The organism is Amycolatopsis plumensis, from assembly GCF_042652605.1.
GTDB lineage: Bacteria > Actinomycetota > Actinomycetes > Mycobacteriales > Pseudonocardiaceae > Amycolatopsis > Amycolatopsis plumensis.
Genome location: NZ_JBHSJY010000001.1, coordinates 5,725,767 through 5,749,369 on the forward strand (window position 1 = coordinate 5,725,767; position 23,603 = coordinate 5,749,369).

General features: G+C 72.3%; 19 protein-coding genes and 1 pseudogene. 12 read left to right on the forward strand and 8 right to left on the reverse strand.

Translation table 11 applies throughout. The features are described from left to right. Positions 1-92: 92 nt before the first annotated feature. Positions 93-3,326, forward strand: a complete 3,234-nt coding sequence (gene icmF, locus ACFPLC_RS28040; RefSeq protein WP_378192896.1) for a fused isobutyryl-CoA mutase/GTPase IcmF — start codon at positions 93-95, stop codon at positions 3,324-3,326. Between the two features lie 106 nt (positions 3,327-3,432). On the opposite strand, the gene ACFPLC_RS28045 is transcribed toward icmF, so the two are convergent. Continuing rightward, a complete protein-coding gene (locus ACFPLC_RS28045) occupies positions 3,433-4,116 on the reverse strand; it encodes a class I SAM-dependent methyltransferase (protein ID WP_378192898.1) in 684 nt (227 codons plus the stop codon). Between the two features lie 76 nt (positions 4,117-4,192). Between ACFPLC_RS28045 and ACFPLC_RS28050 the strand changes: the two genes are divergently transcribed. Continuing rightward, entirely contained in the window at positions 4,193-5,023 is an 831-nt protein-coding gene (locus ACFPLC_RS28050; protein ID WP_378192900.1) for an LLM class F420-dependent oxidoreductase, read from the forward strand. Here the strand turns inward: ACFPLC_RS28050 and ACFPLC_RS28055 are convergent. Both ACFPLC_RS28055 and kstR read right to left on the reverse strand, forming a co-directional pair. Beyond that, positions 4,977-5,672, reverse strand: a complete 696-nt coding sequence (locus ACFPLC_RS28055) for a maleylpyruvate isomerase family mycothiol-dependent enzyme (RefSeq protein ID WP_378192902.1) — start codon at positions 5,670-5,672, stop codon at positions 4,977-4,979. The two genes, ACFPLC_RS28050 and ACFPLC_RS28055, sit on opposite strands and share 47 nt — an antisense overlap. Further along, a complete protein-coding gene (gene kstR, locus ACFPLC_RS28060) occupies positions 5,669-6,295 on the reverse strand; it encodes a cholesterol catabolism transcriptional regulator KstR (RefSeq protein ID WP_308670047.1) in 627 nt (208 codons plus the stop codon). Before kstR ends, ACFPLC_RS28055 begins: the two co-directional genes overlap by 4 nt. A gap of 140 nt (positions 6,296-6,435) precedes the next feature. On the opposite strand from kstR, the gene ACFPLC_RS28065 reads away from it, so the two are divergent. The 3 genes from ACFPLC_RS28065 to ACFPLC_RS28075 all read left to right on the forward strand — a co-directional run bounded on the left by ACFPLC_RS28065 (position 6,436) and on the right by ACFPLC_RS28075 (position 12,770). Beyond that, positions 6,436-8,490, forward strand: coding sequence for an acyl-CoA dehydrogenase family protein (locus tag ACFPLC_RS28065; RefSeq protein ID WP_378192904.1), 2,055 nt, complete (start codon positions 6,436-6,438; stop codon positions 8,488-8,490). Between the two features lie 144 nt (positions 8,491-8,634). Beyond that, positions 8,635-11,610 (forward strand): DEAD/DEAH box helicase, encoded by a 2,976-nt coding sequence (locus tag ACFPLC_RS28070; RefSeq protein WP_378192906.1) that lies wholly within the window; start codon positions 8,635-8,637, stop codon positions 11,608-11,610. Beyond that, positions 11,610-12,770 (forward strand): SWIM zinc finger family protein, encoded by a 1,161-nt coding sequence (locus ACFPLC_RS28075; RefSeq protein ID WP_378192908.1) that lies wholly within the window; start codon positions 11,610-11,612, stop codon positions 12,768-12,770. Before ACFPLC_RS28070 ends, ACFPLC_RS28075 begins: the two co-directional genes overlap by 1 nt. Here ACFPLC_RS28075 and ACFPLC_RS28080 read toward each other — a convergent pair. Further along, positions 12,764-13,996: an alpha/beta hydrolase gene (locus ACFPLC_RS28080; RefSeq protein ID WP_378192910.1), complete on the reverse strand. Its 1,233-nt coding sequence runs from the start codon at positions 13,994-13,996 to the stop codon at positions 12,764-12,766. The genes ACFPLC_RS28075 and ACFPLC_RS28080 overlap by 7 nt on opposite strands. A 64-nt stretch (positions 13,997-14,060) precedes the next feature. Here ACFPLC_RS28080 and ACFPLC_RS28085 point away from each other — a divergent pair, with 64 nt between their 5' ends. Further along, positions 14,061-15,455 (forward strand): WS/DGAT/MGAT family O-acyltransferase, encoded by a 1,395-nt coding sequence (locus ACFPLC_RS28085; RefSeq protein WP_378192911.1) that lies wholly within the window; start codon positions 14,061-14,063, stop codon positions 15,453-15,455. Here ACFPLC_RS28085 and ACFPLC_RS28090 read toward each other — a convergent pair. Together ACFPLC_RS28090 and ACFPLC_RS28095 are read right to left on the reverse strand one after the other, a co-directional pair. Next, positions 15,442-15,936 (reverse strand): nitroreductase family deazaflavin-dependent oxidoreductase, encoded by a 495-nt coding sequence (locus ACFPLC_RS28090; RefSeq protein ID WP_378192913.1) that lies wholly within the window; start codon positions 15,934-15,936, stop codon positions 15,442-15,444. The two genes, ACFPLC_RS28085 and ACFPLC_RS28090, sit on opposite strands and share 14 nt — an antisense overlap. After that, positions 15,936-16,787: an alpha/beta fold hydrolase gene (locus ACFPLC_RS28095; protein WP_378192915.1), complete on the reverse strand. Its 852-nt coding sequence runs from the start codon at positions 16,785-16,787 to the stop codon at positions 15,936-15,938. Before ACFPLC_RS28095 ends, ACFPLC_RS28090 begins: the two co-directional genes overlap by 1 nt. An 87-nt stretch (positions 16,788-16,874) precedes the next feature. On the opposite strand from ACFPLC_RS28095, the gene ACFPLC_RS28100 reads away from it, so the two are divergent. The 6 genes from ACFPLC_RS28100 (at position 16,875) to ACFPLC_RS28125 (ending at position 22,161) form a co-directional block, all read left to right on the forward strand. After that, a complete protein-coding gene (locus ACFPLC_RS28100; protein ID WP_378192917.1) occupies positions 16,875-17,924 on the forward strand; it encodes an acyl-CoA dehydrogenase family protein in 1,050 nt (349 codons plus the stop codon). Between the two features lie 5 nt (positions 17,925-17,929). Then, positions 17,930-19,084, forward strand: a complete 1,155-nt coding sequence (locus ACFPLC_RS28105; protein WP_378192919.1) for an acyl-CoA dehydrogenase family protein — start codon at positions 17,930-17,932, stop codon at positions 19,082-19,084. Beyond that, the gene (locus ACFPLC_RS28110) at positions 19,081-19,989 is read left to right on the forward strand and encodes a bifunctional MaoC family dehydratase N-terminal/OB-fold nucleic acid binding domain-containing protein (protein WP_191315799.1); all 909 of its coding nucleotides are present in this window, start codon (positions 19,081-19,083) and stop codon (positions 19,987-19,989) included. The genes ACFPLC_RS28105 and ACFPLC_RS28110 overlap by 4 nt, the downstream gene beginning before the upstream one ends. Then, positions 19,986-20,372 (forward strand): MaoC family dehydratase, encoded by a 387-nt coding sequence (locus ACFPLC_RS28115; RefSeq protein WP_191315798.1) that lies wholly within the window; start codon positions 19,986-19,988, stop codon positions 20,370-20,372. Before ACFPLC_RS28110 ends, ACFPLC_RS28115 begins: the two co-directional genes overlap by 4 nt. Then, complete coding sequence (locus tag ACFPLC_RS28120) at positions 20,369-21,538, forward strand: lipid-transfer protein (protein ID WP_378192921.1); 1,170 nt, start codon at positions 20,369-20,371, stop codon at positions 21,536-21,538. Before ACFPLC_RS28115 ends, ACFPLC_RS28120 begins: the two co-directional genes overlap by 4 nt. Before the next feature lie 80 nt (positions 21,539-21,618). Continuing rightward, a complete protein-coding gene (locus ACFPLC_RS28125) occupies positions 21,619-22,161 on the forward strand; it encodes a DUF5134 domain-containing protein (RefSeq protein ID WP_378192923.1) in 543 nt (180 codons plus the stop codon). A 101-nt stretch (positions 22,162-22,262) separates the two neighbouring features. Here ACFPLC_RS28125 and ACFPLC_RS28130 read toward each other — a convergent pair. Continuing rightward, positions 22,263-22,718: pseudogene (locus ACFPLC_RS28130) on the reverse strand (riboflavin kinase). 31 nt (positions 22,719-22,749) lie between these two features. Beyond that, positions 22,750-23,598 (reverse strand): MaoC/PaaZ C-terminal domain-containing protein, encoded by an 849-nt coding sequence (locus ACFPLC_RS28135; protein WP_378192924.1) that lies wholly within the window; start codon positions 23,596-23,598, stop codon positions 22,750-22,752. Between the last annotated feature and the right edge of the window lie 5 nt (positions 23,599-23,603).

Here is a 23,603-nt window from a genome sequence, read left to right on the forward strand (position 1 = left end):
CGGCGAGTGTCAAGGTTGTCCCGGACAGCCCTGAGAGCCGCGTCACCGGCCCTCGGGTTTCCAATAGTAGGAAGTCAAAGTATTTTGTAGGCATGAGCAGCGAGCTGTACCGTCCCGTGCACCCCGTTCGGTTCGTCACCGCGTCCAGCCTCTTCGACGGGCACGACGCGTCGATCAACATCATGCGGCGGATCCTGCAGTCGCAGGGCGCGGAGGTCGTCCACCTCGGCCACAACCGGTCGGTCGACGAGGTCGCGACCGCGGCCATCGCCGAGGACGTGCAGGGTGTCGCCATCTCGGCTTACCAGGGCGGCCACGTCGAGTACTTCTCCTACCTGGTGGAGCTGCTGCGCGAGCGCGGCGCCGGCCACATCAAGGTCTTCGGCGGCGGGGGCGGGGTGATCGTGCGCGAAGAGATCGAGCTGCTGCACTCGCGCGGCGTCGCCCGCATCTTCTCGCCCGAGGACGGCTACGAGATGGGCCTGCCGGGCATGATCAACTTCATGATCAAGGCCTGCGACGTCGACCTCGCGGCCGAGGCCCCTTCGCTGGACAAGGTGCTCTCTGGGGACGTCGCCGCGCTTTCGCGGGTCATCACCCAGCTGCAGGCCGGGCGGCTGTCCGCGGACCTGCTGGCCGGCCTCACCGAGGCCGCGGGCACGGGCGAGGTGCCGGTGCTCGGCATCACCGGCACCGGCGGCTCGGGCAAGTCGTCGCTCACCGACGAGCTGATCCGCCGCTTCCGCCTCGACCAGGAGGACAAGCTGCGGATCGCGGTGCTCGCCGTGGACCCGTCGCGGCGCAAGGGCGGCGGGGCGCTGCTCGGCGACCGCATCCGGATGAACTGCCTCGACGGCTCTCCGGTGTACTTCCGCTCCCTGGCCACCCGCACGACGTCGGGGGAGATCCCGGCCGGGCTGAGCGAGTCGATCCTGGCCTGCAAGGCCGCCGGGTACGACCTGGTCATCGTCGAGACGCCGGGCATCGGCCAGGGCGACGCCGGGATCGTCGACTTCGTGGACGAGTCGCTGTACGTGATGACGCCGGAGTTCGGCGCCGCGTCGCAGCTGGAGAAGATCGACATGCTCGACTTCGCCGACGTCGTCGCGATCAACAAGTTCGAACGCCGCGGCGCCGAGGACGCCCGCCGCGACGTCGCGCGCCAGCTGGTGCGCAACCGCGAGGCGTTCTCGTCGGCGCCGGAGGACATGCCGGTGTACGGCACGAGCGCGGCGAAGTTCAACGACGACGGCGTCACCGCGCTGTACCAGCACCTGCGGGGCATGCTGGCCGAGCGTGGCCTCGGCGTGTCCGCGGGGACGCTGCCGCAGGTCGAGGGCAAGGTCTCGACCGACGCCTCGACGGTCATCCCGGGCAATCGGGCTCGGTACCTGGCCGAGATCTCCGAGACCGTGCGCGGTTACCACGCCAAGACGCAGGCGCAGATCGCCGCGATCCGCAGGCACGAGGCGCTCGCCGTCGCGCGCGCGGAACTGTCCAAGGTGGACGCCTCGACCGACGCGCTGGACGGCCTGCTCGCCGCGGCCGAGTCCGATGTGGACGCCGAGTCGACGAAGCTGCTCGAGCGGTTCCGCGCGCTTGCCGAGGAGTACCGCCAGGACGAGCTCGTCGTCAAGGTCCGCGACAAGGAACTGCGCACGCAGCTGTGGCGCGACACGCTGTCCGGCAACCGGATCCCGCGGGTTGCCCTGCCGAGGTACGCCGAGTCCGGCGAGCTGCTGTCGTTCCTGCGCCGCGAGAACCTGCCGGGCTACTTCCCGTACACCGCGGGGGTTTTCCCGTTCAAGCGCGACGGCGAGGACCCGGCGCGGATGTTCGCCGGCGAGGGCGACGCGTTCCGCACCAACCGCCGGTTCAAGCTGCTCTCGGCCGACTCGGAGGCCAAGCGGCTCTCCACGGCGTTCGACTCGGTGACCCTCTACGGCCACGACCCCGACACGCGCCCGGACATCTACGGCAAGGTCGGCACGTCGGGCGTGTCCATCGCGACCCTCGACGACATGAAGGTCCTCTACGACGGCTTCGACCTGACCGCGCCGAACACGTCGGTGTCGATGACCATCAACGGCCCGGCGCCGACGATCCTCGCCTTCTTCCTCAACACGGCGATCGACCAGAAGCTGACGGCGTTCCGCGAGGAGCACGGTCGCGAGCCGTCGGACGCCGAAGCGGCCGAGCTGCGCGAGTGGGTGCTGCGCAACGTCCGGGGCACCGTGCAGGCCGACATCCTCAAGGAGGACCAGGGCCAGAACACCTGCATCTTCTCCACCGAGTTCAGCCTCCGGATGATGGCCGACATCCAGGAGTGGTTCATCGAGCACGGCGTCCGCAACTTCTACTCGGTGTCCATTTCGGGCTACCACATCGCCGAGGCCGGGGCGAACCCGATCTCGCAGCTGGCGTTCACGCTGTCCAACGGCTTCACCTACGTCGAGTCGTACCTGGCGCGCGGCATGGACATCGACGACTTCGCGCCGAACCTGTCGTTCTTCTTCTCCAACGGCATGGACGCGGAGTACTCGGTGCTCGGCCGGGTGGCGCGGCGGATCTGGGCGGTGGCGATGCGCGAGCGCTACGGCGCGAACGAGCGCTCGCAGAAGCTCAAGTACCACGTGCAGACGTCCGGCCGGTCGCTGCACGCGCAGGAGATGAGTTTCAACGACATCCGCACCACGCTGCAGGCGCTGTGCGCGCTGTACGACAACGCGAACTCCCTGCACACCAACGCCTTCGACGAGGCCATCACGACGCCGTCGGAGTCGTCGGTGCGCCGCGCGATGGCCATCCAGATGATCATCAACAAGGAATGGGGCCTGTCGAAGAACGAGAACCCGCTGCAGGGTTCGTTCATCATCGACGAGCTGACCGACCTGGTCGAGGAGGCCGTCCTGGCCGAGTTCGACCGCATTTCCGAGCGCGGCGGCGTCCTCGGCGCGATGGAGACGGGCTACCAGCGCGGGAAGATCCAGGACGAATCGATCCTGTACGAGCGCAAGAAGCACGACGGCTCGCTGCCCATCATCGGCGTCAACACGTTCCGCAACCCGCACGCGGGCGAGGAGGACGTCGAGGTCGAGCTCGCGCGGGCGACGGAGGCCGAGAAGCAGTCCCAGCTCGACCGGCTCGCGGACTTCCAGCACCGCCACCACGAAGAGGCCCAGCAGGCGTTGAAGACGCTGCGCGAGGCCGCCACCCGCGGCGGCAACCTGTTCGGGGTGCTGATGGACGCGGCGCGGGTGTGCTCGCTGGGCCAGATCACGGAGGCGTTCTTCGAGGTCGGTGGCCAGTACCGGCGCAACGTCTAGCGGCGCACCGTCGCAGGTTCTTCGCCGTCCGGGCCGATGCGCCCCAAGGCCACCTTGGGGCGGTTGAGCCGGGGCCGCTGTCAACGCATCTCGGACCCGCGACACACTAGCGGCGCACCGCTTTCAGCTGCCAGACCGGGACGAGGACCCGGCCGTCGGCGTCGGTCCCCAGTGCGGACAGGTCGGCGGGGTCCTCGTCCAGCACCACCTGGACGCTCTGCCGCAGCTCCTCCGGCGTCATCGACGTCGTGTACACAGCCGGCTCCAGACGCTCGATCGTCCAGTCCGTCCCGACCGTCTCCCGCAGGTTCGCCTCGCTGATCAGGTACGGCGCCGGGAAACCGGCCGGGACGTCCACCGAGAAGCAGAACAGGTGCAGCCGCGCGCCCGGCCGGGTTGCGCGGGTCAGCGCCGCCAGGTACGCGTGGCGCGCTTCTTCGGACAGGCAGTGGTAGAGCGCGCTGTCGAGGACCGTGTCGAAACGGCCTTCGTAGCCCTCGAGCTTCGTCGCGTCGGCCACGGCGAAGGTGACGCCCGGCGCCCGCGTGCGGGCCTGCTCGACCGCCGACGGCGCGCCGTCCAGGCCGGTCACGGTCAGGCCGCGGGAGGCCAGGAACGCCGAGTTGTCCCCGAGGCCGCAGCCGATGTCGAGGACGTCGCCGGTGAATTCCCCGGCGTCGGCCAGCGCGACGACCGCGGGCTGCGGGGCGCCGAGGTCCCACGGCATCTTGCGGCCGATCGGCGTCGCGCCCTGGTACAGCTGTTCGAAGTCGACGTCCCGCGCGTCCATGTCCGCCCCTTTATTCAACATGTGATGAGATCACTCCATCATGCACCCCCGGCCGCCCCGGTGGTAGTCCTTGTCCATGAAATTCGGGATTTCGACGTTCGTGACCGACGAAGGCATCCGGCCCGACGTGCTCGGGGCCGCGCTGGAAGAACGCGGCTTCGACTCGCTGTTCCTGGCCGAGCACTCGCACATCCCGGTCAGCCGGGAAACCCCGTACCCGGGCGGGGGCGACCTGCCGCGCGTGTACTACCGCACCCTCGACCCGTTCGTCGCGCTGACCGCCGCGGCCACCGCGACGTCGGAGCTGCTGCTCGGCACCGGGATCGCCCTGCTGATCCAGCGGGACCTGATCCACACGGCCAAGGAGGTCGCTTCGCTGGACCTGATCTCCGACGGCCGCGCACTGTTCGGCGTCGGCGTCGGCTGGAACCGGGAGGAAATGCGCAACCACGGCACCGACCCGAAGACGCGCGGCGCGCTGATGGACGAGCAGCTCGCCGCGCTCAAGGAGATCTGGACGAAGGACGAAGCCGAGTTCCACGGCGAGCACATCGACCTCGACCCGATCTTCAGCTGGCCGAAGCCGGTGCAGAAGCCGCACGTCCCGATTTACATCGGCGGCGAGAGCGAAGCCGCCCTGAACCGGCTGGCCAAGTACGGCGACGGCTGGCTGCTCCGGGGCTACACGAAGTACCAGGAGGCGCAGCGGGTGCGCGGGTGGCTGGCGGACCAGGGCCGCGAAGACGTGCAGTTCGCGGTCTTCGGCGGGCCGACGACGCCGAAGGTCATCGACGGCTTCCGCGACGCCGGCGTCGAGCGGTACACGTTCCTGCTGGACACGCTGCCCGAGGCCGAGACGCTCAAGGCGCTCGACGAGCTGGCGGAGGTGGCCGCCGCGCACCGCTGACGCCCGGCCACGGGCCCAGCGGCGGGAGGTCGCCGGTGAGGCCGCCGCCGTCGGCCCGGCCGGACAGCCAGGCGGCCAGTTCCCGCACCGGACCGGTGACTTCGGTGCTCCCGGAGCCCCAGCGGCGGTCGCCGGCCCGGACGGTGACGCCGCCGGGCAGGCGGCCGGCCAGGAAGTCCACCGCGTGGACGCAGAAGCCTTCGGGCCAGTCGGCCACGCCGATGCCGACGTCGAGGTCGACGGCGTGGATCCAGACCTCGCGCCAGCGCGCGAAGACCGTGCTGGACAGCTTGCCGTCGCGGTAGTCGACGTGCTGGTCCCAGTCGCGGACGCGGGCCCAGGCGTCTTCCAGCCGGACGGAGTGCCGCAGCAGGGCGCGCCGGTGCTCGTCGGCGGTCCGGCCCGCGGTGGCTTCGATGATGCCGTCGCGGTCGTGCGTCCGCGGGTCGTAGAGCGGGATCAGCACCCCGAGCAGCGCGTTCTCGACGAGGTCGGCGAGCGCGCGGCCGGCGTCGGTGACGTGGGCCAGGACGTGGCCGCGCGTCCACCCCGGCAGCGGCGAGGGCGCGCGGACCTGCTCGTCGGTCAGGCCGTCCAGGGCCCGGTGCAGCCGGCGGTGCGCTTCGGCGACCGCCGCCGTCGGGATCACTTGTCGAGCAGCAGGTGCACCGACAGTTCGAGGCGGTTGGCGACGTCGGCCGCGGAGGCGCGGCGGGTCACCCAGGCCACCAGGTTCGCCATCCAGACGTCGGCGACCACGTGGAAGATGTCGCGGTCGGCCTCGGCCGGCTCGGCGATGCCCATCGCCTTGGCGAACATGTTCTCCATCAGCCGCCCGACCTGCTCGACCTCGGCGGCGGCGGAGGTGTCGGCGAACATGAACGCGCGGACCATGGCCTCGGTCAGGTGCGGGTCGCGCTGCATCAGGCGCGTGTTGCGGCCGAGCACGAACATCAGCCGCTCGGCGGGCGTGTCGCCCGGGATGGCCTGGCGCTCCAGCTTCTCCTGCGCGCGCTCGAACTCGCGGGCCAGCCCGGAGACCAGCAGGTGGATCTTCGAGGGGAAGTACCGGTAGAGCGTGCCGAGGGCGACGTCGGCCTTCTCCGCGACGGCGCGCATCTGGACGGCGTCGTAGCCGCCCTTCGAGGCGAGTGCGAGGGTGGCGTCGATGATCCGGCGGCGGCGGTCGCGCTGGGCGGCCGAGCCGAGTTCGTCGGCCCCGATCGCGCTCAGGCCGTTGCCGCGGGCCTTGGTTTTGCCTGGCATCGGCATTCCCCCGTCCTTCGGAACTTGTTCCAGTTCACGACGTAGATTACCTGTCCTGGCGAACCTCGCGACAATTGACCCACTGGCCGGAAAACTGTAACACGTTCTACACTCGCGAGTAGTGTCCCGTCCCGCGAGGAGGCCCCATGCCGGTCGCGCTCACCGAGGAACAGCTCGCGCTGGCCGAGGCGGTCCACGCCTGGTCCGCGGCGCACCACCCGCGGGAGGCGGTGCGCGCCGCGGAAACCGGCCCCGGCGCGGGCATCCCGGCCGGCTTCGCCGGCCTCGGCCTGTTCGGCGTCGCGTTGCCCGCGGCGGTCGGCGGGGCCGACGGCGGTGTCGCCGACCTCGCCGCCGGGCTCGCCGCGGCGGCGGAAGAACTCGTTCCCGGGCCGGTGCTGGGTACCGCCCTCGCCGGGCTCCTGCTCGCCGAAGTCCCCGAGGCGAAGGAGCTGCTCCCGGCCATCGCCGAGGGGGAAGCCACCGTCGCGGTGCTGCTGGACGCCGTGTCCCTCGAGGACGGCGTCAGCGGACCGGTGCCGGGGGCGCACCCGGACGCCTGGCTGCTCGTCCCGGCCGACGGCGGGCACGTGCTGCTCGCGCCCGGCACGCCCGGGGTGAGCGTCGAGCCCCTGGCTGCGTTCGACTTCTCCCGCCCGCTGGCGCGCATCCGGTTCTCGGGGGTCCGTGCCGACCTGCTGACCTTGCCGCCGGTCGACGCGCCGGCCGCGATCCTGGCGGCGGCCGAGGCGGCGGGCGTGGCGCGGCGGTGCCTGACCGTCGCCGTCGAGTACGCCAAGGTCAGAGAGCAGTTCGGCCGGCCGATCGGGGCCTTCCAGGCGGTCAAGCACCTGTGCGCCGAAATGCTCTGCCGCGCCGAAGCCGCCGAAGCGCTGGCCTGGGACGCGGCGGCCGGGCAGCACCCGCTCTCGGTGGCGAGCGCGGCCGTCGTCGCCCTCGACGCGGCCGTCGCCAACGCCAAGGACTGCGTCCAGGTCCTCGGCGGGATCGGGTTCACCTGGGAGCACGACGCCCACCTGTACCTGCGCCGGGCCGTGGCCCTGCGGCAGTGGCTCGGCGGGACGTGGCGGCGGCGGGCGGCGTCGCTGGCGCTGTCCGGGAGCGAACGCACGCTGAGCGTCGACGTCGGGGACGATCCCGCGCTGCAGGACGAGGTCGCCCGGATCGCGGCCCTGCCTGCCGATGCGCAGCGTGCCGCGCTGGCCGACGCGGGGCTGCTGACGCCGCACTGGCCGTCGCCCTACGGCCGGGGTGCCGATGCCGCGGAGCAGCTGCGGATCGACGCGGCCTTGGCTGCGGCGGGCGTTCGCCGTCCGGACCTGGTGATCGGCGCGTGGGCGGTGCCGACGATCCTCGAACACGGCAGCGACGAGCAGCGGGAGCGGTTCGCCCGGCCCACCCTGCGCGGCGAGCTGACCTGGTGCCAGCTGTTCAGCGAGCCCGGCGCCGGGTCCGACCTGGCGGCCCTGCGGACGGCGGCCCGGCGCGTCGACGGTGGCTGGCGGCTGTCCGGGCAGAAGGTGTGGACGTCGCTGGCCCGCGAAGCCGACTGGGGCATCTGCCTGGCCCGCACCGACCCGGACGTGCCCAAGCACCGGGGCATCACGTACTTCCTGGTCGACATGCGCGCCGACGGCATCACGACGCGGCCGCTGCGCGAGATCACCGGCGAGGCGGTGTTCAACGAGGTGTTCCTCGACGACGTGTTCGTGCCGGACGCCGACGTCGTCGGCCCGCCGGGCGGCGGCTGGCGGCTGGCGCGCACGACCCTGGCCAACGAGCGGGTGGCCATCGGGAGCGGCTCGGCGGTGGGCGAGAGCGTGCAGGCGTTGGTGTCCACAGTGGACGCCGCGGAGCTGGACGACGTCGCGCTGGACCGGCTCGGCTCGCTGGTGGCCGACGGGGTGGCCGGGTCGGTGCTGGACCTGCGGGCGGCCCTGCGCCGCCTGGAGGGCCAGGATCCCGGCGCCGAGTCGAGCGTCCGGAAGCTGCTCGGCGTCCAGCACCGGCAGGACGTCGCGGAGTTCGCGCTCGAGCTCGCCGGCTCGGGCACCCTGCTCGCCGACGGCCCGCCGCAGCACGAATTCCTGCTGACCCGCTGCCTTTCCATCGCCGGCGGCACCACGCAGGTCCTGCGTTCCCTGACGGCTGAACGCCTCCTCGGCCTGCCCCGCGGCTGATGCCCCCGCAATCACGCGTGATGCCTCTCCAGTCACGCGTGATGCCCCTCCTCGCACGAGTGGGTTGCGTTGAGAAACGGTGCGAAGGGACCGTTCGCGCCGCCGAGGGCAAAACTGTCGGGGTCGTGTTCTAGCGTTGCGGTCGTGGAGTTCAGCGCAGATACCCAGGCCACCTACCTCCCCGCGGATCCCCCGCGGGACGGGGTGCTGGCCCTGTGGGGCGAGGACGTGGCCGGCGGGACCACGATCGAGCTCGTGCTGCCCCGCGGAGCCAAGTTCGCGCGGACGAAGGTCGAGGCCGAGCTGGTCCCGCTGGAGCGGGCGCTGCCCCGGCTGCTGTCGGTGGGGGAGCAGGCCAGCCCGGCGGTCGCGGCGTGGTCGGCGGCCGTCAACGCCGGGGTGAACCTCGTCGCGCGGGGGCGGCTGCGGCCGGCCGCCTCACCGGGCGGGGCGGCGGCCTGGCGGATCGGCCCGCTGGACGCCGCCGACGAGGAACTGCTGCGGGGGCTGGCCGGCGCCCTGCCACCGGAGGCGTACGCGCTGCCGTTGACCGGGCTGAAGCGCATCCGCCTGCACTCGCCGGACTCTTTGGTCCGCGCGCTCTGGGACGGGACGGCCGACCTGCTGGTGCGCAGCCCGGCGGCGCCGGTGGGCGCGGGCGATCCGGCGTTCGCGGCGCGCGAGCCTGCCCTGCTCGGCCCGGACGGCGCGGCGTGGCTCGCGGAGCTGGAGGCCCGCGAGCCCCGCGGAATCCAGGTGCTCCTGCGGGTCGAGGGCTCCGGCGACGAGTCGTTCGCCGGGGTGCTGGCGGTGCGCAGCATGGCGGAGCCGAGCCTGGTGGTGGAGGCGGCCACGCTGTGGGACGCCCCGGACGCGGTGCTGAACCGCCTCGGCGACCAGGTCGAGACGCAGCTGCTGCTCGGCCTGCGCCGCGGCGCGCGGGCCTGGACGCCGCTGGGCCGGGTGCTGACCCAGGCAACACCCGCTTCGCTGGCCTTGTCCGACGACGAGGTGGTCGACCTGCTCACCGACGGCGCCCGCGAGCTCGGCGGCGCCGGCATCGAGGTCCTCTGGGCGAAGGGGCTGTTCGCGGGCGAGGTGAAGGCTCGGGCGAGCGCCACCCAGGCGCCGGCGAGTGTGGCGGAGGCGGAGTTCGCGCTGCGGTCGCTGCTGGAGTTCCGCTGGCAGCTCAGCCTCGGCGGCGAGCAGCTGACCGAGGCCGAGGTGGCGGCGCTGGCGGAGGCCAAGAGGCCGCTGGTCCGCCTGCGCGGGCAGTGGGTACGGGTCGATCCGCAGCTGCTGGCCCGGGTCCGGGGCCGCACCCGCAAGCTGGACGCGGGCGAGGCCCTCGCGGCGGCGTTGACGGGCGAGCTGGAGGTCGACGGCGAGCGGGTCGAGTTCGCGGCCCCGCCGGCGCTGGGTGGGCTGGCTTCGCGCATCCGCGACCGGGCGGGGGCTTTGGTGGCCCCGCCGCCCGGGTTGCAGGCGACGCTACGGCCGTACCAGCAGGCGGGGCTGTCCTGGCTGGCCACGATGACGGGGTTGGGGCTGGGTGCCTGCCTGGCGGACGACATGGGGCTGGGGAAGACGATCCAGCTGATCGCCCTTCACCTGCATCGCCGGGAGCTGACGAGGGCAGGGGAGCTGGGGCCGGGCTCGATGGAGTCCGGCGAGGTCGCTCGCTCGGTGGTTGCGGGGCCGGAGCCGGGTGGGGCGCAGCCCGGCCCGCCTGGGCACCTGGCAGCCGAGGCGGCGCAAGCCGGCGCATCCAGCCGCTCGGCGCCTGAGCCGCTGGAACCCGACCCGGCGCAGTCGGGCGGCCCTGACCAGGTCGGCGCATCGAAAGCCGAGCCTCCGCGCACCGGCGCCGGCGGGCCCACCCTCGTCCTCTGCCCCACCTCGCTCCTCGGCAACTGGGAGCGCGAGTTCGCCCGCTTCGCCCCCGGCATCCCCGTCCGGCGGTTCCACGGCGGCCGCCGCCACCTCGGCGACCTCGCGCCCGACGAGGTCGTCCTCGCCACCTACGGCGTCCTCCGCCGGGATCGCGAAACGCTGTCCGAAGTGGACTGGGGCCTCGTCGCCGCCGATGAAGCGCAGCACGTCAAGAACCCGCTCTCCGCCACCGCCAAGGAACTGCGCAAGATTCCCGCGCAAGCCAGGGTCGCCCTCACCGGCACGCCCGTCGAAAACCGGCTCACCGAGCTGTGGTCCATTGTGGACTGGACCACTCCCGGTCTGCTCGGCCCGCTCGACCGCTTCCGCCGCACCGTCGCGCGCCCGATCGAACGCGACCGCGACAAGGCGGTCACCGAGCGGCTGGCCGCCACCGTCCGGCCGTTCCTGCTGCGGCGGCGCAAGACCGATCCGGACATCGCCCCGGAACTGCCGCCCAAGACCGAGACCGACCGGTTCGTCCCGCTCACCGCCGAGCAGACCACGCTCTACGAGGCCGTGGTGCGCGAAAACCTCGCCGCCATCCGGGAAAAGGAGGGCATCGAACGCCGCGGGCAGGTGCTGCGGCTGCTCACCGAACTCAAGCAGATCTGCAATCACCCCGCCCAGTTCCTCAAGGAGCCGCACGGCGCGCTCACCGGCCGCTCCGGCAAGCTCGCGGCGTTCGAAGAACTCCTGGACGTCATCCTCGACGAGGGCGAAAGCGTCCTGGTGTTCAGCCAGTACGTGCAGCTCTGCCGCCTGCTCGAGCGGCGCCTCAAGGATCGCGGCCTGCCCACCGAGCTGCTCTCCGGCGACAGCTCCCCGGCGAAGCGGCAGGACATGGTCGACCGGTTCCAAGTCGGCGAGATCCCGGTGTTCCTGCTCTCGCTCAAGGCAGGCGGCGTCGGGCTCAACCTGACCCGGGCCACCCACGTCATCCACTACGACCGCTGGTGGAACCCCGCCGTCGAAGACCAGGCCACCGACCGCGCCTACCGGATCGGGCAGGACCGGCCCGTCCAGGTGCACCGGCTGATCGCCGAGGGCACCCTCGAAGAACGGATCGCGCAGGTCCTCGAAAAGAAACGCGGCCTCGCCGAATCGATCGTCGGGGCGGGGGAGGACTGGATCACCGACCTGTCCGACGACGAGCTCGCCGACCTCGTCCGGCTCGGGAGCGGGTGATGCCGCCGAGGCGGAACTTCGGCACGACGTGGTGGGGCCGGGCCTGGGTCGAAGCGCTGGAGCGGCGCGCGAAGCTCGACCCGAACCGGCTGCCGCGCGGGCGGACGTACGCGCGCAAAGGCACCGTCAGCGAGCTGCACTTCGGCGCCGGCGAGATGACGGCGTGGGTGCGCGGCAGCCGGCCGGAGCCCTACCAGGTCACCATCACCATGCGCACCTTCACCGACGGCGAGTGGGACACGCTGCTCGGCGTGGTCGGCACCCAGCTCGGCCACGCGGCCGCGCTGCTCGACGGCGAGCTCCCGGGCGCGCTCACCGAGCAGGCGCGCGAAGCGGGCGTCGACCTGCTGCCGGGCCCGGGCGACCTGCGGCCGCGGTGCTCGTGCCCGGACTCGGCGAACCCGTGCAAGCACGTCGCGGCGGTGTACTACCTGGTCGCCGACGAAGTGGACCGCGACCCGTTCACGCTCTTCCTGCTGCGCGGACGCCCGCGGTCGGACGTCCTGGCCGAACTCCGCGCCCGCCGGTCGCCGGCGCGCGGCGAGAAGCCGAAGCTCCCGAAGCGGGCGGACGAGGGCCTCACTCCGCGGGCGGCCTACGCGCGACGGCCGGGCGCCATCCCCGCGCTGCCGCCACCACCGCGGGTTCCCGGACCGCCGGCGGTCCTGGACCTCGACCCGCCCCCGGGTACGGGCTGGACGGCGGCGGCGCTGTCCGCCCTCGCGGCGGACGCGGCCTCCCTCGCCCGCGACCTCCTGACCGGCGGCCCGACCCCGGCGGAGCTGACGTTCGAGGAAGACCTCGCCCGCCGCGCGGCCGGCCGCACGAGCGCGGAGATCACCGCCCTCGCCACCGCGGCGGGAATATCCCCGAAGGATCTGACCCGCTGGGCCGAGGCCTGGCGCGAAGCAGGCCGCGGCGGCCTGGCCGCCCAACGCGAGACGTGGCAACCCGGCCCGGGCCCCTTAGCCGAAGGGCAGGAAACCCTGACCGACGCGGGCCTGCCGGGCAAGCCGAAGATCTGGCGCAACCGGGTGACGCAAGGCGAGCTGCAACTGCGCTACGGGCGTGACGCGCGCTGGTACCGCTTCGTCCGCGAAGGACCGGAGTGGCGCCTCGACGGCCCACCCTCGGCCAGCCCGCTGGACCTCGTTTACTGAGCGGCTTTCCAAGCGTTGTACGTGTAGTCCAGGAACCGGGCCACCCCACGCACCACGTGCGCTGACCGCACCGACGTGAACACGTCGAAGGCGTGCTGCGCCCCGGCCAGCTCGGCGTACGCCACCGGCTGCCGGGACTTCTCCCGCAGCCGCGAAACGAACTCGCGCGCCTCGCGCACCGGCACCAGCGAATCGTCCCGGCCGTGGATCACGAAGAACGGCGGCGCGTCCGACGTGATCCGGTCCAGCGGTGACGCCGCGATGTAGTCGTCCAGATGCGCCACCGGGTCGCGGTCCGGCGCGAACACGCGGCGGGCGATCAGGCTCTCCAGCCGGTACTTGCTCGCCGGTGCGCCGGACGTCGCCGCGAAGTCGTACACGCCGTAGTGCGGGACGCACGCCTGGATGCTCGTGTCCGCGTCCTCGAACGACGGCTGCAGCGCCGGGTCGTTCTGCGACAACGCCAGCAGCGCCGACAGGTGCCCGCCCGCCGAGCCGCCCGTCACCGCCACGAACCGCGGGTCGCCGCCGTACGAGGAGATCGAAGAGCGGATCCAGGCCAGGGCCTGCTTCGCCGCGACGATGTGCGCCGGCCACCGGTGCGCCGGCGAGAGCGGGTAGTTGATCGCGACGCACACCCAGCCGCGACGAGCCAGGTAGCGCATCAGCGGCCGGCCCTGCTCCTCCTTGTTGCCGATCACCCACGCGCCGCCGTGGACCTGCAGCAGCACCGGGGCGCCGGAAACCGGTTCGGAAGGGTGGTAGACGTCCAGCAGGAACCGCTTGCCGCCCGGGGCGTAGGCGATGTTGCGGTCGACGCGGACGTCCGGGGCGCCCATCCGGAACGGCAGCGCCAGCTCGCCCCAGGGCAGGCCCAGGTCCGACCGGCCCAGCTCGTCGGCGTAGTCCGCACCCAACGCGGACGTCAGCGCCTTCTCGATCTCCTCGCGGGCGCCGTGCCCGGTGCGGACCAGCGTGGCCAGGCCCGCGGCGGACGCCGCCGCCATCGTCAGGCCTGCCTTCGTCGACCGGTCGCGAACACCGTGGCGGGCCACGTGGAGCAGAGAATCCGCGGCCGTCAGCGCCAGGAACTGGGGCGCCAGCTCCCCGGTCAGCCACCCGGCGAAGAACACCGGGATCGTCGTGGAGCGCGCCCGCAGCGGGCGGAGCGCGTTGGCGGTGAGACCGAGCTGGACCGCGCGACGGATCAGGAAATTCGGCTGCACCACCGCGATGATACCGGCGAGTAGGGTGACGCGCCGCTCACCGGACGTGGCCTACCCTTGGTCCATGCAGAGACTGAGCGGCCTCGACGCGAGCTTCCTCTACCTCGAGACGTCGTCGCAGGTCCTGCACGTCTGCGGGCTGCTCATCCTCGACGGCTCCACCGTCCCCGGTGGCTACACCTTCGCCAAGCTGCAGGAAAAGCTCGAAGAACGCGTCCGGAAGATCCCGGCCTTCCGCCGCAAACTGCACAATCCGCTCTGGAACCTCAGCCATCCCGTGTGGATCGAAGACGAGGAGTTCGACCTCGACCACCACGTGCACCGCATCGGCGTGCCCGCGCCCGGCGACCGCGCCGAGCTGGCCGGGTTGTGCGCCCACATCGCCGGGCAGCAGCTCGACCGCGCGCACCCGCTGTGGCAGCTGTACGTCATCGAAGGCCTCGCCGACGGCCGGCTCGCCGTGCTGCTCAAGATGCACCACGCGAGCGTCGACGGGGTCAGCGGCGCCAGCCTGATCACCTACCTGGCCGGCCTCGAACCGGACGGGCCGATGCCGGTGGTCGAGGAGCCCCGGAACGCCGGGATGCCGTCGCCCCTCGACCTGATCCGGTCCGGGGTGGAGAGCGTCGTGAAGCGCCCGGCCGAGGTCGCGCGGCTGCTGCCCGACCTGCTGGGGCTGATGCCGCGGTGGGTCGGCCGGGCGTTGCGCGGCAAGGGGATGCCGATCCCGTTCACCGCGCCGAGGACGTCGCTCAACGGCACCATCACCGGGCACCGCAGCGTCGCCTTCGCCCAGCTCGACCTCGACGACATCAAGGACGTCAAGAACGCCTTCGGGGTCACGGTGAACGACGTCGTGCTCGCGCTCGTCGCCGGCGCGCTGCGGGAGTTCCTCTCCGCCCGCGGCGAGCTGCCGGAAGACCCGCTGGTGGCGACCGTCCCGGTCTCGGTGCACGACCGGACCGAACGCGAGCACGGCAGCAACAAGGTTTCGGCGTTCTTCGCCTCCCTGCCGACGCACCTGGCCGACCCGGGCGCGCGGGTTTTCTTCCTCGCCGAGGCCAACCGGCGGTCGAAGGACCACCACCACGACATCGACGCCGACATGCTGCAGGACTGGGCGCAGTTCTCGGTCGCGACGGCGTTCGGCCTCGCCGTGCGCGCGTATTCGGCGCTGCGCCTGGCCGAGAAGCATCCGGTGGTGCACAACCTGGTCGTCTCGAACGTGCCCGGCCCGCCGATGCCGCTGTACTTCCTGGGCGCCCGGATCACCGGCTTCTACCCACTCGGCCCGGTCTTCCACGGCGCCGGGCTCAACGTCACGGTGCTGTCCAACGCGGGGAAGGTGCACGTCGGCCTGCTCGGCGCGCGCGAGCTGGTCAAGGACCTGTGGCCGCTCGCCGACGCGCTCCCGGACGCACTGGCCGAGCTGCTGAAGGCCGCGCCTACCGGGGGCTGAGCACCACGACCGGGATCTCCCGCTCGGTCCACGCCTGGTACTTCGCGAAGTCCGCGTACAGCTCGACGAGCCGCGGCCACAGTTCCGCGCGTTCCGAAGGCCCGGCGACGCGGGCCGTGACCGGGACACCACGCCGGCCCTTGAGGTCGATGCGGGTTTCGGGATGCGCCAGCAGGTTGAAGTACCACTGCGGGTGCCGCGGCAGCCCGCCCTGCGAGCCGACGATGACGAAGTCGTCGCCGGAGCGCAGGTAGAGCAGCGGGGTGGTGAACAGCCGCCTGGACTTGCGGCCGCGGTGCTCCAGCAGCAGTGTCGGCACCGGCTTGCGGAACCCCGCCCCGATCCGCCACGTGCCGCCGACGCGGCCACCGGTCAACCGGAAGACCGCCACCTGCGCCTTCGCCGCGTACTTCATGACCTTGGCGGTCACCGGCGAGTCGAGGCCATCGGGCTTGGAGTCGGGCAGGCTGAAGCGTCCCATCAGGGATTCCTTCCTCGGAGGGAGTGGACCGCGGCGAGCAGGGCGGGCACCCAGCGGTCGGCGGCCAGCACGCAGGCGGCGTGCCCGGCCGCGACCTCGTAGGTGGCCGCGCCGGAGATCCGGCGGGCCAGCGACCGCTGGTGGGCGGGGGCGATGAACCGGTCCCGGGCGGTCACCACGACCGCGGCCGGCAGCCGCAGCGTGTGCAGCCACGGCCGCGAGTCGAACCGGCCGATCTCGTCGACGGCGACCGCGATCTCCCACGGCCGGGTCGACCGGAACTCCCGCAGTCCCCACCGGTGGTCGGCGAGGGGTTCGCGGGGGAGCGCGGCGGGCACGACCGGCGGTGGCACGCGCTCGCGCAGCCGCCGCAGCGTCCGGCCGAAGACCTCGAGGGCGGCGCGCTGCCGCAGCCCGCGGCCGAAGTGCTCCGCGGTCGAGCACAGCACCAGCCCGGTAACACGTTCTGGTTCGGCGCGCGCCACGAGCTGCGCGACGAGCCCGCCCATCGAGTACCCGGCGATCGCGAACCGGCCGACGCCGAGCGCGTCCGCGACGGCGGTGACGTCTTCCGCGCAGTCGGCGAGCCGGAACTCCGGCGAGCGGATGCCCCGGCCGTGCCAGCGCTGGTCGAACACGACGACGCGGTGGTGCCGTGCCAGCCGGGGGAGGGCTGGATACCAGGTCAGCAGGCCCGTGCAGGCCACCGAATGCAGCAGAAAGAGGGCGGGTGCGTCCCGCGGTCCGACGTCGGTGACCACGGTGCGGCCGCGGCCCGGCAGCTCCACGGGGACCGGCTCGGGCACACCCGCGGTCGGCGGCACGGTGATCCGCCGCCGTGTCCCCGCCATTGCGCCACCCCCGGGGGTTGCCGTGCCCGCCCTTTCCGGTTAATACTAGAACAGGTTTCAATATTGCGCCCGATCCGGAGGACAGGCGTGGACTTCGCCCTTGACGATACGCAGACCGAGATCGCCGCCCTCGCCGCGAAAGTGCTGGGGTCGCCAGACGATCCCTGGCGCGCGCTCGCCTCGTCGGGCCTGCTCGCCCTGGCGCTGCCCCCGGAGCTGGAAGGCGACGGCCTGGGCGTCGCGGAGGTCGCGCAGGTCCTGACGGAGGTCGGCCGGGTCGCCGCCCCGGTGCCCGCGTACGCCGCGCTCGCACTGGGCGTCCTGCCGATCGAGTCGCTCGGCACCCCCGCCCAGCGCGCGGAGCTGCTGCCGGCGGTCGCGGCCGGGGACGCGCTGCTCACCGCGGCCCTGCACGAGCCGTCCGCGCCGCTGGTCGCCGAGCCCGCCGTGACCGCGCGGGCCGGAGAGGGGAAGTGGCTGATCAGCGGCGTCAAGACCGCTGTCCCGTACGCCGCCGAAGCCACCCGGATCCTCACACCGGTGACCACCCCCCACGGCAGCGCCGTCTACCTCGTCGACCCGCGGGCCGACGGCGTCACGCTCGTCCCGACGCCCACCTCGGCCGGGACCCCCGAGTACACCGTCCGGCTCGACGACGTCGCCGTCGCGGAAACGGACCTCCTGTTCGACCGCGGCGCGGTCGCGGCGCTGCACCGGTTCGCGCTGGCCGGCGCCCTCGCGTTCGGCGACGGCCTCCTGGCCGGCGCGCTGGCGCTGACCGTCAAGCACGTCGGCGAGCGGACCCAGTTCGGCCGGCCCCTCTCCGCCTTTCAGGCCGTGGCCGGCCAGATCGCCGACGTCTACGTGGCCGCGCGGACCGTGCACCTCGCCGCGACCTCCGCGGTGTGGCGGCTGGCTTCAGGGCTCGACGCGGACGCCGAACTGGACGTCGCCGCCTACTGGTTCGCTTCGCAGGCACCGGTCGCGCTGGCGACCTGCCACCACCTGCACGGCGGGATCGGCGTCGACGAAACCTACCCGCTGCACCGGTATTCGTCGGCGGTCAAGGATCTCGGCCGGGCGCTCGGCGGCGCCGCGCACCGGCTCGGCAGGCTCGGCGAACGAGTGGCGGGGTGAGCGGGATGCACGTCGAACTGACCGCGGCGCAACGGCAGTTGCGCGCCGAACTGCGCGAATACTTCGCCGGGCTGATCAGCCCCGACGAGCGCCGGGCGATGCGGCGCGAGCGGCACGGGCCGGTGTTCCGCGAGATCGTCCGCCGGATGGGCCGCGACGGCCGGCTCGGCGTCGGCTGGCCGGTCGAATACGGCGGCCAGGGCTTCGGCGGGATCGAACAGCACCTGTTCGTCGACGAGGCCGCACGCGCCGACGTCCAGCTGCCCTCGGTCACGCTGCAGACGGTCGGGCCGACGCTGCAGGAGTTCGGCACGGACGAGCAGAAGTCCTTCTTCCTGCCGAAGATCCTGGCGGGGGAGATCCACTTCGCGATCGGGTACAGCGAACCGGAAGCGGGCACCGACCTCGCGTCGCTGCGGACGACGGCGGTGCGCGACGGCGACTCCTACGTCGTCAACGGCCAGAAGATCTTCACCACCGGCGGCCACGACGCCGACTACGTCTGGCTGGCCGTGCGGACCGCGCCGGACGCGCCGAAGCACAAAGGCATCTCGATCCTCATCGTCGACACGAGCGACCCCGGCTACTCCTGGACGCCGATCATCACCTGCGACGGCGCCCACCACGTCAACGCGACGTACTATTCGGACGTCCGCGTGCCGGCGAACCGCTTGGTGGGTAACGAAAACGCGGGCTGGCGGCTGATCACGACCCAGCTCAACCACGAACGCGTCATGCTCGGGCCCGCCGGCCGGATCGGCGGCCTGTACGACCGCGTCCGCGCCTGGGCGAGCGCGCACGGCCTGCTGGACCTGGCCGACGTGCGCGCCGTGCTCGCCGAGGCACTGGCCGTGACGCGGGTGAACGAACTGCTGAACTGGCAGGTCGCGGTGTCCTCGGCGAGCGCGCCGGTGGGTGTGGCCGACGCGTCGGCGACCAAGGTGTTCAGTTCCGAGGCCATCCAGCGGATCGGCCGGAACCTCGAAGAAGTCGTCGGGCGGCACGGCGACCTGTCCGATCCGGACACCGCCGAGCTCGCCGAATGGCTCGACCTCACCGCGAAACGCAACATCGTGCTGACGTTCGGCGGCGGTGTCAGCGAAATCCAACGGGAGCTGATCGCCTCGATCGGCCTGGGCCTGCCGAGGGTGCCACGATGAACATCGAAGAGGCCGCCGCGGCGATCGCGGCACGCGGGGAGTGCGCGCCGCGCCTGGCGCGCGATCCGGTCAACCAGGCCATGGTCAACAACTGGGTCGAGGCGATCGGGGACCGCAACCCCGTCTACACCGACCCCGAGTACGCCGCCACCAGCGTCCACAAGGGACTCGTCGCGCCGCCCGCGATGGCGCAGGTGTGGACGATGGGCGGCCTGAACGTCCCGCGCGGCTCCGACGACCCCTTGGGCCTGATGATGGAGCTGCTCGACGAAGCCGGGTTCACGTCCGTCGTCGCGACGAACTCCGAGCAGACCTACCACCGCTACCTGCGGCCGGGAGAACAGGTCGAGGCGCGGACGCGGCTGGAGAACGTCGTCGGGCCGAAGAAGACCGCCCTGGGCGAAGGCTGGTTCGTCACCACGCGGATGACCTGGTACGTCGGCGATGAGGCCGTCGCCGAAATGATGTTCCGGGTGCTCAAGTTCCGCCCGCCCGCCCCGAAGCCGCCGCCGGCGCCGGTGCTGCGGCCGGTGATCAGCCGGGACACCGAGTTCTTCTGGGACGGCCTGCGGGAAGGCGAGCTGAGGATCCAGCGCTGGGGCGAGACACTGCGGCACCCGCCCGGGCCGATGCCGCCCGACGGCTCGCTGGACACGAAACCCGACTACGTCGTCGCCAGTGGCCGCGGGACCGTGTACTCCTATGTCGTGCACCACCACCCGGCGGTGCCGGGCAAGCAGCTGCCGTTCGTGGTGGCCTTGGTGGAACTCGAAGAGGGGGTCCGCGTGATGGCCGAGCTCCTGGACGCCTCGCCGGAGGAAGTCCACATCGGACTGCCGGTGGTCGCGGCGTTCGTCGAGGTGGACGCCGAGCTGACCCTGCCCGCGTGGAAGGTGGCCCGATGACCGTCGCCGAAGGGACCGAACTGCCGCCGCTGACGATCGAGGCGACGCCGACGTTCGTGGTCAGCACGGCGCTGGCCACCCGGGACTTCCAGGACGTCCACCACGACCGCGACTCGGCGGTGGCCCGCGGCTCGAAGGACATCTTCCTCAACATCCTCACCGACACCGGCCTGGTCCAGCGGTTCGTCTCCGAGTGGGCCGGGCCCGAGGCGCTGATCCGGTCGATCAAGATCCGGCTCGGCGTGCCGTGCTACGCCTACGACACGCTGACGTTCACCGGCCGCGTGGTTTCCTGCTCCGGTCGGGACGTCGTGGTTTCGGTGTCCGGTGTGGACAGTCTCGGCGAGCACGTCGCCGGGACGGTGGAGGTGACCCTGCCGTGACGCTCTCGGGTAAGGCGGCGATCGCCGGGATCGGCGCGACGGAGTTCTCCAAGGACTCCGGGCGCAGCGAACTGCGGCTGGCGGCCGAATGCATCTCCCACGCACTCGCCGATGCCGGGATTCATCCGTCCGATGTGGACGGACTCGTGTCGTTCACCATGGACGGCAACGCGGAGATCGCGGTCGCGCGCGAACTGGGCATCCCCGAGCTGAAGTTCTTCAGCCGGATCCACTACGGCGGCGGGGCCGCGGCGGCGACCGTGCAGCAGGCGGCGATGGCGGTGGCGACCGGCGTCGCGGACGTCGTCGTCGCGTACCGGGCGTTCAACGAGCGCTCCGGGCACCGCTTCGGCCAGGTGTCCTCCGCGGCGGCCGGTCAGGTGAACTCCTCGGGCGTGGACAACGCGTTCCACTACCCGATGGGCATCGCGACCCCGGCGGCGACGGTGGCCATGGTGGCGCGGCGTTACCTGCACGACTACGGCGCGACGAGCGAGGACTTCGGGCGCGTCGCGGTGGTCGACCGCAAGCACGCGGCGACCAACCCGAACGCGTGGTTCCACGGGCGGCCCATCACCCTGGCGGAGCACCAGGCGTCGCGCTGGGTGGCCGAACCGCTGCACCTGCTCGACTGCTGCCAGGAGAGCGACGGCGGAGTGGCGCTGGTCGTCACGAGTATCGAGCGGGCGCGCGATCTGGCGCGGCCGCCGGCGGTGATCGCCGCGGCGGCGCAGGGGAGCGGGCCGGACCAGTACGTGATGACCAGCTACTACCGCGACGACCTGGCCGCGCTGCCGGAGATGGGCGTCGTGGGCAGGCAGCTGTGGGCGCAGTCCGGGCTCGTTCCGTCCGATGTGGACGTTGCCGTGCTGTACGACCACTTCACGCCGTATGTGCTGATGCAGCTGGAGGAACTGGGTTTCTGCGGCCGCGGCGAGGCGAAGGACTTCATCGCCGACGGGGCGCTGGAGCTCGACGGCGCGCTGCCGCTCAACCCGCACGGCGGCCAGCTCGGCGAGGCCTACATCCACGGCATGAACGGCATCGCGGAGGGCGTCCGCCAGATCCGTGGCACGGCGGCCAACCAGGTCGCGAGCGCGTCCCGGGTGCTGGTCACGGCGGGGACGGGCGTGCCGACCAGTGGACTCATCCTGACGGGTGACTGAGTGTCACCTCAATGACGGCTGGTGCCCGGCCGGCGTGGGTGTCACGGTGGAGACACCACCCACGACGGAGAGTGAGGCCGATGGCGGTCGACTGGGCTTTGACGGCGCTGTTCGCGGCGCTGGTGCTGCCCTGCGTGCTGCGCCTGGTCCGCCTCGACTACGCGCGGCTGGGTGCCGGGGTGCGCCACGGCGACCTGGCGGAGCTGCTGCTGGTGGTGGCCATGGTGGCGATGGTGTCGCCGGTCGGCGGCCCGATCCCGGCGGCGGGCTGGCAGGCGGTGCTGGTCCTGACGACGGGCTGGTTCGCGGTGGCCTGGTGGCGCCGCCGGACGTGCGCGCACCACGCCCTCTCGGCGGCGGCGATGCTGTACATGGTGACGGCGATGCCGCACGGGGGGATGGACCACGGGCCATGGCTGACGATGCCGGGCATGGACGCCCGGCTGGCGCTGCCGCTGATCGCGGTGCTGGCGGCGGGCTATTTCGTGGTCGACGCGGCTTGGTCGGGGGTGCTGGTGGTGCGCGGCTCGGCGGGGGCGGACTCGGGCCACGCGTCGCGGGCGGTGTGCCGGGCGGCGATGGGGGCCGGGATGGGGTACATGCTGCTGGCCTCGGCTTTGTGAGCCCGGCGCCTGATCCGCACAGCCCCTCGCCCCGCATGGGGTCGTGAGTGTTTAGGCGGGTTAGAACCCGCCTAAACACTCACGACCGGCTGCGGGAGACCTCAGCCCGCGACCCGCCGCACCTCGCCCGGCTCGCTTTCCCCGGGCTCGGGAAGCGAAGCCGCGGGGTTCTCCGCCGTCCACTGGGCCGCCGCCGCGATGTCCTTCTTGAGCGCCGTGATCAAATCCTCCGCCGAGGCGTACTTCTCCTGGTTGCGCAGGTGGGACCCCAGCCACACCACCAGCGTCTCGCCGTACAAGTCACCCGAGAAGTCGAGGACGTGGGCCTCCAGCAGCCGGTAGCCGTCCGCGCCGTAGTACGTCGGGCGGCGGCCTACCGAAATCGCCGCCGGCAGGCGGTAACCGTCCGCCCGGCCGATCTAACCCGCCCACACCCCGTCGCCCAGCGAGCCGGCCTGGTCGCTCAAGGCGATGTTCGCCGTGGGAAAGCCCAGCTCACGGCCACGCTTGTCGCCTGACTCGACCGTTCCCCGCACCACGAAGTATTCCGAAGTCACCCCTCCACGGTAGCGGGCGCGCGACCGGCGTTCAGGGAGTGGACACCAGCACCGTGTCCGCCAGCACCGGCGCGTCGTCCCGCTCGACCGCCGACGTCGTCACCAGGAGCTCGCTGCCGGACCGCCACCCCCGGATCCGCAGCGTCTCGCCCGGGAACACCACGCCGGCGAACTTCGTCGCGAACGACGCCACCCGGGCCGGGTCGCCGTCCAGGAACTCGTTCACCAATACCCGCGCGACGATCCCGTACGTGCACAGCCCGTGCAGGATCGGCCGGTCGAACCCCGCCGCCCGGGCGAACGCCGGGTCCGCGTGCAGCGGGTTCCGGTCGCCGCACAGCCGGTACAGCAGCGCCTGCTGCGGCAACGTCGGCGTCTCGAAGACGAAGTCCGGCTCCCGCGACGGATAGGAAACCCGATCCGAAGGCCCGCGCGAGCCACCGAACCCGCCCTCACCGCGGGCGAAGATGCTCGACCGGGCCGTCCACAGTGGATCGCCCGACGACGAGGTGACCGAGACCTCCTGGACGACCACCGCCGCCTTGCCCTTGTCGTACACGTCCGCGATCCGCGACCGCGCCACCGCCTTGCCGGACGTCGGGATCGGCTGGTGCAGCGTGATTTCCTGCTTGCCGTGCAGCACCTTCGCCAGGTCGATCTCCACCCCGGGGAACGACACCGCGGGTGGGTCGAACACGCGCAGGTTGGCCGCGACCGTCGCGAACGTCGGCAGCACCACCAGGTCCTGCTCGTAGGTGTACCGTAGCTCGTCCGGGCCCGCGCCGAGCGCGAGGTGGTACAGCAGCACGTCCGACGACGTCCAGGCGAAGTTCACTTCGCCGATCTCGGCACCGATGGCGACCGCGGGGTCGATGGGCACGGAAG

What these genes read in the sequence shown, in the direction of transcription:
- ACFPLC_RS28050 (WP_378192900.1), top strand. Translation starts at nt 4,193, where the DNA reads ATGAAATTCGGGATTTCGACGTTCGTGACCGACGAAGGCATCCGGCCC.
- ACFPLC_RS28095 (WP_378192915.1), bottom strand. Translation starts at nt 16,787, where the DNA reads ATGGCGGGGACACGGCGGCGGATCACCGTGCCGCCGACCGCGGGTGTG.
- ACFPLC_RS28105 (WP_378192919.1), top strand. Translation starts at nt 17,930, where the DNA reads ATGCACGTCGAACTGACCGCGGCGCAACGGCAGTTGCGCGCCGAACTG.
- ACFPLC_RS28115 (WP_191315798.1), top strand. Translation starts at nt 19,986, where the DNA reads ATGACCGTCGCCGAAGGGACCGAACTGCCGCCGCTGACGATCGAGGCG.
- ACFPLC_RS28090 (WP_378192913.1), bottom strand. Translation starts at nt 15,936, where the DNA reads ATGGGACGCTTCAGCCTGCCCGACTCCAAGCCCGATGGCCTCGACTCG.
- icmF (WP_378192896.1), top strand. Translation starts at nt 93, where the DNA reads ATGAGCAGCGAGCTGTACCGTCCCGTGCACCCCGTTCGGTTCGTCACC.
- ACFPLC_RS28110 (WP_191315799.1), top strand. Translation starts at nt 19,081, where the DNA reads ATGAACATCGAAGAGGCCGCCGCGGCGATCGCGGCACGCGGGGAGTGC.
- ACFPLC_RS28075 (WP_378192908.1), top strand. Translation starts at nt 11,610, where the DNA reads ATGCCGCCGAGGCGGAACTTCGGCACGACGTGGTGGGGCCGGGCCTGG.
- ACFPLC_RS28045 (WP_378192898.1), bottom strand. Translation starts at nt 4,116, where the DNA reads ATGGACGCGCGGGACGTCGACTTCGAACAGCTGTACCAGGGCGCGACG.
- ACFPLC_RS28125 (WP_378192923.1), top strand. Translation starts at nt 21,619, where the DNA reads ATGGCGGTCGACTGGGCTTTGACGGCGCTGTTCGCGGCGCTGGTGCTG.
- ACFPLC_RS28085 (WP_378192911.1), top strand. Translation starts at nt 14,061, where the DNA reads ATGCAGAGACTGAGCGGCCTCGACGCGAGCTTCCTCTACCTCGAGACG.
- ACFPLC_RS28065 (WP_378192904.1), top strand. Translation starts at nt 6,436, where the DNA reads ATGCCGGTCGCGCTCACCGAGGAACAGCTCGCGCTGGCCGAGGCGGTC.
- kstR (WP_308670047.1), bottom strand. Translation starts at nt 6,295, where the DNA reads ATGCCGATGCCAGGCAAAACCAAGGCCCGCGGCAACGGCCTGAGCGCG.